Consider the following 12,174-nt stretch of genomic DNA (forward strand, 5'->3'; position numbering starts at 1 on the left):
CCGCCGCAATTCATCGCTGAACGGAGCGCCTATGACCTGGCTGCACGGCTTGTATGACTGGACGATGCGCAAGGCGGCTGATCCGCGTGCCGAATGGTGGCTGGCGCTGTTCGCATTCGTAGAGGCGAGTTTCTTCCCCATCCCGCCGCACCCGCTGCTGGGCCTTATGTGCCTGGCAGAGCCGAAGAAGGCTGTGCGCTTCGCCGCCATCGCCACCATTGCCTCTGTCGCGGGCGGCCTGCTCGGCTATGCGATTGGCTGGGGTGTCTACGATCTGGTCGGCGAATGGATGATAGAGGCGTTGGGGCTGACCGAAAGCTTCCCGGTCGCGCAATGTTACCTGACGCAGGAGCCGTGGGCGGTATTCTCCATCTTCGTGGCCAAGGGGGTTACGCCCATCCCCTTCAAGCTGCTGACGATCACCGCCGGCTTCGTGCATCTGCCGATCTGGCTGTTCCTGATCGCCAGCCTGCTTTCGCGCTCAATCAGCTTCATGATCGTGGGCGTGCTGTTCCGCCTGTTCGGAGCGCCGATCAAGCGCTTCATCGACAAGTACCTGTTGCTGGTCACTGCCGGTTTCGTGGCACTGGTGATCGGCGGTTTCCTGTTGATCGGCCTGCTTTCCGGCGGTGGTGAGGAAGGCGGCACCGGGCCTTGCGATCAGGTAACTGCTGTATCGCCAATGTAACTTGCCGGGTGCAGACGGGGAATTGGAGGGAGCCATGCAAAACATTCTGTTCTTGTGCACTGCCAATTCTGTCCGATCGGGCGGGCTGCTGGCATGAATAAGCACGCCCTCAGCCATCGCCTGTCGGCAGAGGCGTTGGGCAGCTTCTTCCTGTTTGCAGGCGTGCTGGGATCGGGCGTGATGGCGCAGACTCTGGCAGGCGGAAATCTGGCGGTGGCGCTGCTGGCCAACACGGTGGCGACATCGGCCATACTCTATGTGCTGATCGAGATGTTCGGCCCGATCTCGGGTGCGCATTTCAACCCGGCGGTGACACTGGCCTTCGCCATCCGCCGCGAATTCGCCTGGCGCGATGTGGCACCCTATGTGCTGGTGCAGATAGCCGCCGGAGCGATCGGCGCCTTTGCGGTGCATCTGATGTTCGATCTGCCGATCCTGCAATTCTCCGGCAGGGAACGCGCAGGCATTGGCCAGTGGACGGGCGAGCTGGTGGCCACCTTCGGGCTGGTGCTGGCGATACTGGTGATGCTGCGCCACCGGCCCGGCGTGGTTCCGGCGGTGGTGGCGCTGTATATTGGCGCGGCCTACTGGTTCACCTCATCGACCAGCTTCGCCAACCCCGCCATCACTATCGTGCGCAGCCTGTCAGACACGTTTGCGGGCATTGCACCCGCTGACGTGCCCGGATTTATCGCCGCGCAACTGGCAGGCATGCTGCTGGCGGTGGGCTGTGCAAGGCTGCTGCTGGGCAGGAGCGAGAGCTAGATAATCCCCACGGCCTTTCCGGCTCGTTCGAACATACCCAGAATCGTCTCGACCTGCGCTTCGCTGTGTTCGGCGCACAGCGAACAGCGCAGCAGCGTCATGTTTGCAGGCGTTGCCGGTGGGCGCGCCAGATTGACGTACAGACCTTCGCTCAGCAGCGCTTCCCACATGCCCGCACCGCGTTCCAGATCTGGCATGATGACGGCCACGATGGCGCTTTGCGGACTGTCCGTGCCCAGTGTGAAACCAAGTTCCTTCAAACCGCCATGCAGGCGCCGGGAATTCTCCCACAGATGCGCGCGCTTGTTGGAACCGTGCATCAGCTTGCGGATCGATGTGGCCGCCGTGGCCACCACGCTGGGTGGCAGCGAAGCGGTGAATACATAGGGCCGACAGACCAGCCGCATGATTTCGAACTTGGGGTGGTTGGACACGCAGAAGCCGCCCACCGTGCCCACGCTCTTGGAGAATGTTCCGATGATGAAATCGACGTCGTCGATAACGCCCTGTTCCTCGGCCACCCCGCGGCCATGCTCACCGATGAAGCCCATCGAATGCGCTTCATCCACCAGCACCATGGCGCCGCACTTCTTGGCCACCGCGACCATTTCCTTCAGCGGGGCGACATCGCCCATCATCGAATAGACGCCTTCGAGGACCACCAGCTTGCCCGCCCCTTCAGGAATGCGGCGCAGGCGCTTTTCCATCGCATCGATATCATTGTGCTTGAACGGCACGATCTCGGCATTGCCCATCGCACAGCCATCCCAGATGCTGGCGTGGCTATCGATATCCAGGACGACATAATCGCCCTTGCCGGCGATGGTCGAGATGATCCCGAGATTGGCCTGGTAGCCGGTGGAGAACACCATGGCATGATCCATGGCGTAAAAATCCATCAACGCCTGCTCGCATTCCTTATGACCCTGATACGTGCCGTTCAGAACGCGGCTGCCGGTGGTGCCTGCGCCGAAATTGTCCAGCGCATCCTTGCCCGCCTGGATCACGTCAGGATCGAAGGTCATGCCCATGTAATTATAGGTGCCCAGCAGGATGGTATCGCGCCCGTTGCAGATCGCCCGCGTGGGCGAGAGGACCTTTTCCATCACCAGTGAGAAAGGATCTTCCACACCGCTGGCCAGCAGGGTCTCCCGCATCCTGATCGTATCATCGAACTTCGAGAACAGATCGCGCGGTCCGTTGTCGACAACCGGTGGCTTGTCGGCCTGGGTTACGGCTTCACTCATGATGGGATTACTCGCCCTGCAACTTGGTAACGGCATCGACAAGCTGGCCATAGCTCTCGATCTCGGCCTGCTGGTTCATCGAGATGATGATGTCGAATTCGTCTTCGATCGCGGCCACGAAGTCCATCACCGTCAGGCTGTCAAATTCAAGGTCCCCGGCGAAAGTGGTGCTATCCTCGACTGCCACCGCCTTCTTGTTGAAGGGTTCGATGAGCGACCGGATTGTGCTGTCGACTGCGGCGCGATCCATGATGGTATTTCCAATCTACGTTAGGGGCAAAGTCCCTGGTGGCCATGTGCTGCCAAACCATTGCGGCGGAAAAGCGGCTCTTGCTATCGCTTGTCAAGCACTGCGCGCACTGGCAAGCCTTGCATTTGATGCAACAGACAGGGTGTGGGGGCATTATGTCACAACCGTCCGACACGCAGAATGCGCTCAAATCCGACTTGCCGGAATATACACCCAACGCAGTGCAGATGCTGCGCACCGTGCAGGTAAATTCGCTGGTCCTGTCGCAAATGGCGGACCAGAAAGCCTCCATCCTGATGGGCGCGACTTTTCTGGTTTTCTCGATATCGGTCAGCCGGTCGCTGGCTGGCCACCTTCCCTATTCGCTGGCGATTCTGGCGGTGTTCGCCTTCCTGAGCTCGCTCTGTGCAGTGATGGCCGTGCTGCCATCGGTGGGCAAAGCGCCACAGGGCGTGAAGCCCAACCTGATGTTCTTCGGCCATTTCAGCGAAATGGAGGAGGAAATATGGACTCAGAAAGTGCTCGATGAACTGCATCACGATGAACACGTGTTTCGCATGATGCTGCACGATATCTACCAGAACGGCCAGGTCCTGCAGCGCCGCAAATACCGCTATCTTTCGTATGCTTACCGCGTGTTTGTGGGCGGACTTTTCGTCACGCTCGCGGCCTTCGTGGTGGAGCTTGCTGCTTCCTGAGAATGCCGAACTCCAAGAGGGCCGCGCCCTGACGGTCAGGAGCCGACCAGACCCCTTACCGCCGCCATGAACGGGCCGATCGACACCGGCTTGGAAAGATATCCTTCGGCACCCAGCTCGCGAATACGCTCCTCATCGCCCTTGCCGGCATAGGCTGTCACCGCCAGCACCGGCACTTCGCACAGCTGTGCATCGCCCTTCATGCTGGCAATCAAGTCAAGGCCGGAAACGTCCTGCAGCTGGATATCCATCACCACCAGATTGGGGGCGAAACCGCGTGCACGCTCCAGCGCCATATTGCCATCGGCCACCGGCTCCACATCGAATCCGCCGGCCAGCAGCACATCGCAGAAAAGTTTCCGATTGAGATCGTTGTCCTCGACAACGAGGATTCGTTTCGTCATTGCGCCCCCGGGCTTCCTTTTACTGGAAGCTGTTCGCCTTCTGTCTAACGCTTCAACGGATCGCTGACAATTCATATACGTAAAGACACTCCTGCCGATTCGGCCGCTCTGGCGCTTTCCGCCCTCGGCTGGATATTGACGGATGATCGGCGCGCGCACCGGTTCATGGATTTGACGGGCCTGACACCCGAAGGCCTGCGTGCTACAATCACCGAAGCGGGAACGCACCGCGCCATTTTCGATTTTCTATGTGCCCATGAACCGGATTTGCTGGGCGCTGCCGATGCGCTGGGCATCCAGCCTGCGCAGCTGGTTGCAGCCAAGGAAAGACTTGCCCGATGAGCCGACCGCTGGTGATTACCGATTGCGATGAAGTGCTGCTGCACATGGTGCGTCATTTCCGCGATTGGCTGGGCGAGCAGCACGGCGTGGATTTTGAACTGGCGGGCAATAATTTCCTGCACGCGATGAAGCGCCGCGATTCGGACAGGCCGATGACCGAGGACGAGGTGTGGGAATTGCTTGGCCTGTTTTTCGATACAGAAATGGGACGCCAGACCCAGATTGCCGGATCGGTGCAGGCGATTGCCGAATTGCAGCGTGAGGCGGACGTGGTGGTGCTGACCAATCTGGTCGACAAGCGCAACGCCGCGCGCACGCAGCAATTGCGCGACTTCGGGATCGAGGCGCGGGTTTTCACCAATCAGGGTCCAAAGGGTGAGGCGTTGGGCCGGATCGTCCGGGAATATGGCCCGTCCCGCTCTGTCTTTATCGATGACATTGCCAATCATCACCAATCTGCGGCGGACGTGGTGCCGCAGGTCCACCGCCTGCATTTCTGCGGTGAACCTGCTATCGCTCCGCACGTGCCCTGTGCGCTTGAGGCGGGACACGCCCACGCACGGATAGACAGCTGGGACCAGGCTTTGCCGTGGATCCTTGGAACATTGCATGGAGAGGCCTGATGACAATTGAAGCGCGCCTTGCCGAACTCGGCATAGTCCTGCCCCAGGCAGCGGCGCCGGTCGCCAGCTACCAGCCGGTGGTCGTCGCCAATGGCCTCGCCCACATTTCCGGGCAGTTGCCATTTGTGGCAGGAGAACTGGTCAAGGGGCGACTGGGGGAAGATGTCTCGCTGGAACAGGGATATGATGCGGCGCGGGCCTGCGGGCTGATGATCATTGCCCAGATCAGGGCCGCGGGCATTGCGCTCGATAATGTGGCGCGGGTGGTCAAGCTGGGTGCCTTCATCAACTCCACACCCGATTTCACCGATCAGCCAAAGGTCGCCAATGGCGCTTCGGAGCTGATGTTCGAGGTGTTCGGCGACCTTGGCCGCCATGCCCGCAGCGCCGTGGGCGTGCCTGTATTGCCGCTGGGTGCGGCGGTTGAAGTGGATGCGATCATTGCCCTGGCGGCTGATTGACAGGCTGCGCGCTCCCGCGCCTGACCCGGACCGGGTCGGCTGGATGCTGCGCCACGTCTTTGCCCACCGCGCCCTGCATGGCGAGGGACGGGCGGAAAATTCCCCGGCTGCCTTTCGCGCGGCGATGGACGCAGGCCTGGGGATAGAATGCGATGTCAGGCGCAGCCGCGACGGGCGCGCGGTCGTGTTCCACGATGCCACGCTGGAGCGGCTGACAGGCAGCACGGGCGAAGTTGACCGCATGGTCATTGGCGAATTGACGCATGTTGCGCTGTCCGTGGGTGGAGAGACCATCCCGACCTTGCGCGACATGCTGGAACTGGTGGCAGGCAAGGTTCCAATCCTGCTGGAGCTGAAAAGCGATCCGGACAGGCAGGTGAACACATTATGCCGCGCGGTGCGGCGCGATCTGGAAGGGTATCAGGGTGACATTGCGGTGATGTCGTTCGACCCGCGCATTGGCCAATGGTTTGCCCGCAAGATGCCGCAGGTCCTGCGCGGCCTGGTGGTGACCGAACAGGAGCACCGGACCTATTCAGGGACCATCCGCCGCCACCGTGACCTGTGGACGGCGCGCGCGCAGTTCCTCGCCTATGATATTCGCGACCTGCCCAGCTCCTTTGCCGCGCGCCAGCGGGCCAGGGGTCTGCCGGTGCTGAGCTGGACCGTTTCGAGCCGTGCCCTGCGCGAGCGGGCGCAAAATCACGCCGATGCCCCGATTGCCGAAGGCGAAGGCCTCGCATGATGGCTGCACCGTCCCTAAATAGGCGGTAATGGCCCAAGGCGACCTTACAGCCCGCATCGCACCCAGCGTCAGCACTCTGGACGCGGCGCAGTGGGATGCGCTGTCCGGCGGCGGCAATCCCTTCATGACCCATGGTTTCCTCAGCGCGCTGGAGGATTCGGGCAGTGTGGGGGAGGGGACCGGCTGGCAAAGCCTGCCGATCGTGATCGAAGATGAAAATGGCACGCTGCTGGCGGCCCTGCCGGCCTATGGCAAAAGCCACAGTCAGGGCGAATATGTGTTCGACCATGCCTGGGCGGACGCCTGGCACCGGGCCGGGGGGAGCTATTATCCCAAGTTGCAGATCGCCGCTCCGTTCACGCCCGCCACGGGACCGCGCCTGCTGCTGAGCGATGAAAAATATGCCCTGCCGCTGCTGCGCGCGGCCGAGAGCCTGTGCCGCCAGAGCGAGTTGTCTTCTGCCCATGCAAGTTTTGTCGAGCCTGCCCAGCATGCGCTGTTCGAAAAGGCCGGCTGGCTTCGGCGCGAGGACATCCAGTTCCACTGGGAAAACCGCAACTATGCCAGCTTTGACGATTTCCTCGCCGTACTCGCATCGCGCAAGCGCAAGGCGATCCGCAAGGAACGCGCAGCGGCGTGCGAGGGTGTGGAGATTCGCCACTTCACAGGCGCGGATATCAGGCCGCAGCACTGGGATGCCTTCTGGCTGTTCTACCAGGATACCGGCGCGCGCAAATGGGGCACGCCCTATCTGACGCGGGAGGCGTTCGATCTGTTTGGCCAGCGCATGGGGGATAGCGTGCTGCTGATGCTCGCTTATCAGGACGGCATGCCGATTGCCGGAGCGCTCAACTTCATTGGCTCACAGGCGCTCTATGGCCGCTATTGGGGCTGCCTGGTCGACAAGCCCTTCCTGCATTTTGAACTGTGTTATTATCAGGCGATCGACGTGGCGATCGCCAGAGGACTTGAGCGGGTGGAGGCTGGTGCACAGGGCGGGCACAAGCTGGCCCGCGGCTATGAGCCGGTGGCGACCACTTCGATGCACTACATCGCCGATCCGGGATTCCGCGCTGCCGTGTCCGATTACCTCGAACAGGAACGGCGCGGCATTGCCATGGACCGGTTGCATCTGGGTGCGCACACACCCTTCCGCAAATCGTGATCAGGCCGCGTAGCGTGTTCCGATGGAGAGCCATTCGCGGGCCCGGCGCTGGGCTTCGGCAATCTCGCGAGCGGTCATCTCGTCGGAAATGTCGGCCCGGCACCATGATGCTTCCTCATGTCCGCGCGATGCCGCCAGGTTGAACCACTTGTGCGCTTCGATCAGGTCGCTATCCACGCCGTGGCTGCCTGTCGAATAGATCACGCCCAGGTCGAAATAGGCTGTTTCGTCACCGTCGGCAGCAGCTGCCAGACAGCGCGCCACCATCATGTCTGCGCCGCCAATATCGGCCGGCTGGATTTTTACGAACGTCTCGATCTTGGCAAGTTCCATGATCGTTTACCCCCATTAATGCCCGTGCATCTGATCTGCCCGGGCTTCGATAAGCCAGGGTTTTGACGAACATGGTCAAGAATTGGTTAACAGTGGGCCAACTGAATGCATTGGGCCCGGGGCAATCAGCAGGGCTTCTTCCCAATTGCCGCTTGTGCCGCTGGGGCGTGCACACTATAGGCCCGCCTCAAATCCCGCCTGGTTCAGGTAGCCGACAGACCCCATAGGGCAGGCGCTTCTCGACGCAGGGCAGGCCGGGAAGGATCAGGATGCGGAGTACTTCAATGGCGTCGGTTCCTCGGGACGACATCGATATTCTCACCAAGGCCAAGCGCGCCTTGCCCAGCGACTATTCGCCGAGCGAGGATGAGGAATATATGAGCCCAGCGCAGTTGAACTATTTCCGGGTTCTTCTGCTTGAGTGGAAAAAATCCATCCTCGCGGCCTCTGTCGGCACGCTGCAAAGCCTTCAGGACGGACCGATCCGCGAGCCCGATCTGAATGATCGCGCATCCTCTGAAACCGATTGGGGGATTGAGCTGCGGACACGTGATCGCCAGCGCAAGCTCATCGCCAAGATAGATTCCGCATTGCGACGGATCGAGGCGGGCGAATATGGCTGGTGTGAGGTTACCGGGGACCCGATCGGGATCAACCGGCTCATCGCCCGCCCGATCGCCACCATGACCGTGGAGGCGCAGCAGGCGCATGAACGGCGTGAAAAGATTTCGCGCGACGATTGACCCATTTCGGGACGGTTCTTGATAGGTGCCGCCCCGTTAACTGGCAGTTAGCCAATCCTGATGCATCTGCATTGGCGTGTTTTCGGGCACCTGGACACAGGGGCCAAGCCGAGGGTTGCCATAGTACGATGAGCAATGTCGATACCCGCCAGGTCAACCGTGACAGCCTGTTCCTGCTCGCGCAGTTGCGCGTGGACGGGCAGGACGCCATCCATCGGGTGAAGGTTCGCAATCTGTCGGCTGGCGGCATGATGGCGGAAGGCAAGGTCAACGTGTCTCGCGGCAAGCTGGTATCGGTCGAACTGCGCAATCTTGGCTGGGTTGAAGGCTCTGTGGCATGGGTTCAGGAAGATCGCTTCGGGATCGCCTTCATAGATGAGATTGACCCCAGGAAGGCGCGCGCACCGTTGAATGCGCCCGATAATAGCTGGCTCAGCACAGCTCACCGCCCGCCTGCTGCAGGTAAGCCGGTTGACAGCGACAAACTGCGCAAGATCTGACCGCTTCCGGCCATTGGCCAAAACGCGCGGTTGAAGCGCGCCACTGCCGCGCCTAATCCAAGGTATGGCAAACCGCTTTCGTGCTCTTCCCATCCTGCTGCTGGCGGCCTTTCTGGCCGGTTGCGGCGGCAATGATGATGGCACGTTCGATGTCGCCTTCATGGACAGCGAACAGAATCTGTTTTCCGATTCGGATCGGCTTTCGCTGGGCGGCCAGCATATCCGCGCTGCAACACAGGGTGGGCTGGTGGCGCTCGACCCGCAGGGCGAGGTGGTTCCGGCCATTGCAGACCGGTGGAATGTTACCGAAGGCGGGCGCATTTTCGTGTTTCGCCTGCGCGATGGCAGCTGGCCTGACGGCAGCGAGATGACGGCCGAAAGCGTGCGCCAGGCGCTGACCAAAGCGATTCGCAATCTGCGCGGTTCTTCGCTCGGCCTCGATCTGGCCCGTATCGATGAAGTGCGCGCCATGGCCGGACGCGTGGTGGAAATTCGCCTGTCGAGCGAGATGCCCGATCTGCTGCAATTGCTGGCCCAGCCAGAGCTGAGCCTGTCCAATCCCGGCGGCGGCACAGGCGCCATGAACCTTGTGCGCGATGATGACGGGGCGGTGCTTTCGCTCAAGTCCCCGCCGGAACGCGGACTGCCCATGACAGAAGACTGGCGTGACTATGTGCGCGACGTGCACATTCATGCCCTTGGCGCGCAGGAAGCCATCGATCGCTTCGAGGCCGGAGAGATCGAGGTTGTGCTGGGTGGGCGCATCGGTTCGCTGCCGCTGGCCGATACCGGCCCCTTGTCGCGCGGGACTGTGCGGCTGGACCCGACCATTGGCCTGTTCGGCCTGCAGGTGCGCCGCGCCCGGGGCGTGCTGGAGACACCCGAACTGCGCGAAGCCATTGCCATGGCGATTGATCGTCCCGCGCTTGCATCCCGGTTTAATATCGGCGGCTGGGTGCCCACCACGCGCGTGGTTGCTCCCGGCCTGCTCAACGATCCGGGGTATATTCAGGAAAGATGGACGGATAATTCGATCGATGAGCTGCGGCAAACCGCGGCTGGCAGGATCGCCCGCTGGCGGGCGGCTCAGGGGGGCGAGGCGGATGCAGAGGATCTCACCGTGTCGCTGCAAATCGGTGACGATCCGGGGCTGGCCATTCTGTTTGATGAGCTGAAGTCGCAACTGGCCAGGATTGGCGTGGCGCTGGTGCGAGCCGAGAGCGGGGAGGAGGCCGATCTGTCCCTGATTGACCGCGTGGCCCGCTATGGGGCGCCCTTGTGGTTCCTCAACCAGTTCAGCTGCTCGCTGGACCGCGGGCTGTGCAGCGAGGATGCGGACTTCCTGGTGGCAGAGGCGCTGGACGAACAGGATGCAGCGCAGCGATCGCGGTTGCTGTCCGATGCAGAGGCCGGTTTGCAGTTCGCCAATGTCTATATTCCCTTCGGTTCTCCGGTGCGCTGGTCGCTGGTGCGCGGCAATGTGGATGGCTTCATGGCCAACCGCTGGGGCTTCCATCCCTTGCCGGACATGGCTGTCATACCCAGATAAGGCACCTAAGGAGAATTACGCCGATGGATCAGCCGCAACGTCCCGTTCCGCTTCAGGCGCAATTGCCGCTGGGCAAGGATCCGCTTTCGATCCGCCGCCGGGTGGAAGCGATGGAGCAGGTGCTGGAGCGGTCCTTCGTGATACCCGGCATCAACCGGGCCGTGGGTCTGGATGCAATCATGGGACTGGTGCCCGTGCTGGGAGATATCCTGGCGGCGGCCATGGGCGGCTATATCGTGTGGGAAGCGCGCAATCTGGGCCTGCCCAAGTGGAAGCTGGCGCGCATGGCAGGCAATGTCCTGTTTGACAGCGCCGTGGGCGCAGTGCCGCTGGCGGGCGATTTCTTCGACTTCTTCTTCCGCTCGAACACGCGCAACCTGCGGATTATCAAGGCCCATCTGGACAAGCACCACCCGTCGTCGCGGATCATCGAGGGGTGAGTCTGGCCGAGGCACAGCGCCTCGACGCAGCCGATCCCTTGCGCGCCCGGCGCGCGCATTTCCGCCTGCCCGAGGGCATCACCTATCTTGATGGCAATTCGCTGGGCGCGCTTCCCGATGGTGCTCCCGCGCATATTTCCGGCGTGGTGGAGCGCGAGTGGGGCGAGGGTCTGGTGCGCAGCTGGAACGATGCCGGCTGGATCGACATGCCGCGCCGCGTGGGCACGAAGATCGCCCCGCTGATCGGCGCCGAGGCCGGGGAAGTGATCGCCTGTGACAGCGTATCGGTGAACCTGTTCAAGCTGATCTGGGCAGCGCTTTGCATGCGTCCTGAACGCAAGACCGTGCTGTCCGAACCGGGCAATTTTCCCACTGATATCTATATGTTAAATGGCCTGGCCGGGCGCGGACTGGCCGTGCCAAGGCTGGCTGCGGCGGACATGCTGGAGCAGGCGCTGGACAGCGATGTCGCCTTGCTGCTGCTGCCCCATGTTCATTACCAGACCGGCGCCATGCATGACCTGGCACGGCTGACCCGCGCGGCGCATGATGCAGGAGCGCTGGTGCTGTGGGACCTTTCGCATTCGGCGGGTGCGGTGCCGGTTGATCTGGCGTCTTGCGAGGCCGATTTCGCCGTGGGCTGCGGGTATAAATACCTCAACGGCGGACCGGGCGCGCCGGGTTTTGCCTATGTCGCACAAAGGCACCTCAAAGCGCTTGAACAGCCTCTGACGGGGTGGATGGGCCATTCAGACCCGTTCAGCTTCCGCGATGATTATGAGGCCGCACCTGGAATTGAAAAACTGCTGGCGGGCACCCCGTCGATCCTGGCGCTGGCGGCGCTGGAACATGGGGCGGAGTTGATTGCCGACATTGGCGTTGCAGCACTGGTGGCAAAATCGCGCGCGCTGTCAGAATTCACGCGGCAGGCTGCGGCGCGGATCATTCCCGAATTGCCGTGCATCAGTCCTGCCGATCCGGCAGCGCGGGGCAGCCAGCTTTCGTGGCGGCATGATAGTGCCTTTGCACTGTCACAGGCGCTGATTGCGCGCGGCGTTATCGGCGATTTCCGCACGCCCGATGTTTTGCGTTTCGGCTTTGCCCCGGCCTATAATTCCTTCGCCGATTGCTGGCATGCGCTGGAGCAGTTGCGCGCAGTGCTGGACAGCGGGGAATGGCAGCGGGAGGAATTCAACCGCCGCGGCAGGGTGACCTGACGGA

Annotated in this window: 17 protein-coding genes; 13 read left to right on the plus strand and 4 right to left on the minus strand. The window is 61.9% G+C overall.

Annotation, left to right across the window (positions count from 1 at the left end):
• The first annotated feature begins 31 nt into the window (after positions 1 to 31).
• Both ABDZ98_RS03790 and ABDZ98_RS03795 read left to right on the plus strand, forming a co-directional pair.
• Complete coding sequence (locus tag ABDZ98_RS03790) at positions 32 to 688, plus strand: YqaA family protein (protein WP_160589117.1); 657 nt, start codon at positions 32 to 34, stop codon at positions 686 to 688.
• Between the two features lie 93 nt (positions 689 to 781).
• On the plus strand, positions 782 to 1,453 hold the full coding sequence (locus ABDZ98_RS03795) for an aquaporin (RefSeq protein WP_160589118.1): 672 nt from the start codon (positions 782 to 784) through the stop codon (positions 1,451 to 1,453).
• Here the strand turns inward: ABDZ98_RS03795 and spt are convergent.
• Together spt and ABDZ98_RS03805 are read right to left on the minus strand one after the other, a co-directional pair.
• Entirely contained in the window at positions 1,450 to 2,700 is a 1,251-nt protein-coding gene (gene spt, locus ABDZ98_RS03800; protein ID WP_160589119.1) for a serine palmitoyltransferase, read from the minus strand. The genes ABDZ98_RS03795 and spt overlap by 4 nt on opposite strands.
• A gap of 7 nt (positions 2,701 to 2,707) precedes the next feature.
• A complete protein-coding gene (locus tag ABDZ98_RS03805) occupies positions 2,708 to 2,950 on the minus strand; it encodes an acyl carrier protein (protein WP_160589120.1) in 243 nt (80 codons plus the stop codon).
• 155 nt (positions 2,951 to 3,105) lie between these two features.
• On the opposite strand from ABDZ98_RS03805, the gene ABDZ98_RS03810 reads away from it, so the two are divergent.
• Positions 3,106 to 3,648 (plus strand): Pycsar system effector family protein, encoded by a 543-nt coding sequence (locus ABDZ98_RS03810; RefSeq protein ID WP_160589121.1) that lies wholly within the window; start codon positions 3,106 to 3,108, stop codon positions 3,646 to 3,648.
• A gap of 35 nt (positions 3,649 to 3,683) precedes the next feature.
• Here the strand turns inward: ABDZ98_RS03810 and ABDZ98_RS03815 are convergent, their stop codons facing one another.
• Complete coding sequence (locus ABDZ98_RS03815) at positions 3,684 to 4,052, minus strand: response regulator (RefSeq protein ID WP_160589122.1); 369 nt, start codon at positions 4,050 to 4,052, stop codon at positions 3,684 to 3,686.
• 108 nt (positions 4,053 to 4,160) lie between these two features.
• On the opposite strand from ABDZ98_RS03815, the gene ABDZ98_RS03820 reads away from it, so the two are divergent.
• From ABDZ98_RS03820 to ABDZ98_RS03840, 5 genes are read left to right on the plus strand one after another with little or no spacing between them, the layout of a single operon-like run.
• The gene (locus tag ABDZ98_RS03820) at positions 4,161 to 4,394 is read left to right on the plus strand and encodes a DUF3572 family protein (RefSeq protein WP_160589537.1); all 234 of its coding nucleotides are present in this window, start codon (positions 4,161 to 4,163) and stop codon (positions 4,392 to 4,394) included.
• Entirely contained in the window at positions 4,391 to 5,017 is a 627-nt protein-coding gene (locus ABDZ98_RS03825) for a 5'-nucleotidase (RefSeq protein WP_160589123.1), read from the plus strand. The genes ABDZ98_RS03820 and ABDZ98_RS03825 overlap by 4 nt, the downstream gene beginning before the upstream one ends.
• Positions 5,017 to 5,478, plus strand: a complete 462-nt coding sequence (locus ABDZ98_RS03830; RefSeq protein ID WP_202385871.1) for a RidA family protein — start codon at positions 5,017 to 5,019, stop codon at positions 5,476 to 5,478. The genes ABDZ98_RS03825 and ABDZ98_RS03830 overlap by 1 nt, the downstream gene beginning before the upstream one ends.
• Entirely contained in the window at positions 5,450 to 6,223 is a 774-nt protein-coding gene (locus tag ABDZ98_RS03835) for a glycerophosphodiester phosphodiesterase family protein (RefSeq protein ID WP_160589124.1), read from the plus strand. The genes ABDZ98_RS03830 and ABDZ98_RS03835 overlap by 29 nt, the downstream gene beginning before the upstream one ends.
• 28 nt (positions 6,224 to 6,251) lie before the next feature.
• A complete protein-coding gene (locus tag ABDZ98_RS03840) occupies positions 6,252 to 7,388 on the plus strand; it encodes a GNAT family N-acetyltransferase (protein WP_160589125.1) in 1,137 nt (378 codons plus the stop codon).
• Here ABDZ98_RS03840 and ABDZ98_RS03845 read toward each other — a convergent pair whose 3' ends face one another.
• Positions 7,389 to 7,721 carry an SEL1-like repeat protein gene (locus tag ABDZ98_RS03845; protein ID WP_160589126.1) on the minus strand — a complete coding sequence of 111 codons (333 nt, stop codon included), beginning with the start codon at positions 7,719 to 7,721 and terminating at the stop codon, positions 7,389 to 7,391. It lies immediately after the preceding gene.
• A 284-nt stretch (positions 7,722 to 8,005) separates the two neighbouring features.
• Between ABDZ98_RS03845 and dksA the strand changes: the two genes are divergently transcribed.
• The 5 genes from dksA (at position 8,006) to kynU (ending at position 12,170) form a co-directional block, all read left to right on the plus strand.
• Complete coding sequence (gene dksA / locus ABDZ98_RS03850; RefSeq protein ID WP_160589127.1) at positions 8,006 to 8,464, plus strand: RNA polymerase-binding protein DksA; 459 nt, start codon at positions 8,006 to 8,008, stop codon at positions 8,462 to 8,464.
• Between the two features lie 128 nt (positions 8,465 to 8,592).
• Entirely contained in the window at positions 8,593 to 8,964 is a 372-nt protein-coding gene (locus ABDZ98_RS03855) for a PilZ domain-containing protein (RefSeq protein ID WP_160589128.1), read from the plus strand.
• 64 nt (positions 8,965 to 9,028) lie between these two features.
• The gene (locus ABDZ98_RS03860; protein ID WP_202385872.1) at positions 9,029 to 10,513 is read left to right on the plus strand and encodes an ABC transporter substrate-binding protein; all 1,485 of its coding nucleotides are present in this window, start codon (positions 9,029 to 9,031) and stop codon (positions 10,511 to 10,513) included.
• Positions 10,514 to 10,536: 23 nt separating this feature from the next.
• A complete protein-coding gene (locus ABDZ98_RS03865) occupies positions 10,537 to 10,953 on the plus strand; it encodes a DUF4112 domain-containing protein (protein ID WP_160589129.1) in 417 nt (138 codons plus the stop codon).
• Positions 10,950 to 12,170, plus strand: a complete 1,221-nt coding sequence (gene kynU / locus ABDZ98_RS03870; protein WP_160589130.1) for a kynureninase — start codon at positions 10,950 to 10,952, stop codon at positions 12,168 to 12,170. The genes ABDZ98_RS03865 and kynU overlap by 4 nt, the downstream gene beginning before the upstream one ends.
• Positions 12,171 to 12,174: the final 4 nt, after the last annotated feature.

Origin of the sequence: Alteraurantiacibacter aestuarii, assembly GCF_039523595.1 — a bacterium.
Lineage (GTDB): Bacteria > Pseudomonadota > Alphaproteobacteria > Sphingomonadales > Sphingomonadaceae > Alteraurantiacibacter > Alteraurantiacibacter aestuarii.

Coding starts and splice junctions, on each gene's coding strand:
- ABDZ98_RS03855 (WP_160589128.1), top strand. CDS start 8,593: ATGAGCAATGTCGATACCCGCCAGGTCAACCGTGACAGCCTGTTCCTG.
- ABDZ98_RS03865 (WP_160589129.1), top strand. CDS start 10,537: ATGGATCAGCCGCAACGTCCCGTTCCGCTTCAGGCGCAATTGCCGCTG.
- ABDZ98_RS03810 (WP_160589121.1), top strand. CDS start 3,106: ATGTCACAACCGTCCGACACGCAGAATGCGCTCAAATCCGACTTGCCG.
- ABDZ98_RS03845 (WP_160589126.1), bottom strand. CDS start 7,721: ATGGAACTTGCCAAGATCGAGACGTTCGTAAAAATCCAGCCGGCCGAT.
- ABDZ98_RS03860 (WP_202385872.1), top strand. CDS start 9,029: ATGGCAAACCGCTTTCGTGCTCTTCCCATCCTGCTGCTGGCGGCCTTT.
- ABDZ98_RS03790 (WP_160589117.1), top strand. CDS start 32: ATGACCTGGCTGCACGGCTTGTATGACTGGACGATGCGCAAGGCGGCT.
- dksA (WP_160589127.1), top strand. CDS start 8,006: ATGGCGTCGGTTCCTCGGGACGACATCGATATTCTCACCAAGGCCAAG.
- ABDZ98_RS03805 (WP_160589120.1), bottom strand. CDS start 2,950: ATGGATCGCGCCGCAGTCGACAGCACAATCCGGTCGCTCATCGAACCC.
- ABDZ98_RS03795 (WP_160589118.1), top strand. CDS start 782: ATGAATAAGCACGCCCTCAGCCATCGCCTGTCGGCAGAGGCGTTGGGC.
- ABDZ98_RS03830 (WP_202385871.1), top strand. CDS start 5,017: ATGACAATTGAAGCGCGCCTTGCCGAACTCGGCATAGTCCTGCCCCAG.
- spt (WP_160589119.1), bottom strand. CDS start 2,700: ATGAGTGAAGCCGTAACCCAGGCCGACAAGCCACCGGTTGTCGACAAC.
- ABDZ98_RS03835 (WP_160589124.1), top strand. CDS start 5,450: ATGCGATCATTGCCCTGGCGGCTGATTGACAGGCTGCGCGCTCCCGCG.
- ABDZ98_RS03815 (WP_160589122.1), bottom strand. CDS start 4,052: ATGACGAAACGAATCCTCGTTGTCGAGGACAACGATCTCAATCGGAAA.
- ABDZ98_RS03825 (WP_160589123.1), top strand. CDS start 4,391: ATGAGCCGACCGCTGGTGATTACCGATTGCGATGAAGTGCTGCTGCAC.
- ABDZ98_RS03840 (WP_160589125.1), top strand. CDS start 6,252: ATGGCCCAAGGCGACCTTACAGCCCGCATCGCACCCAGCGTCAGCACT.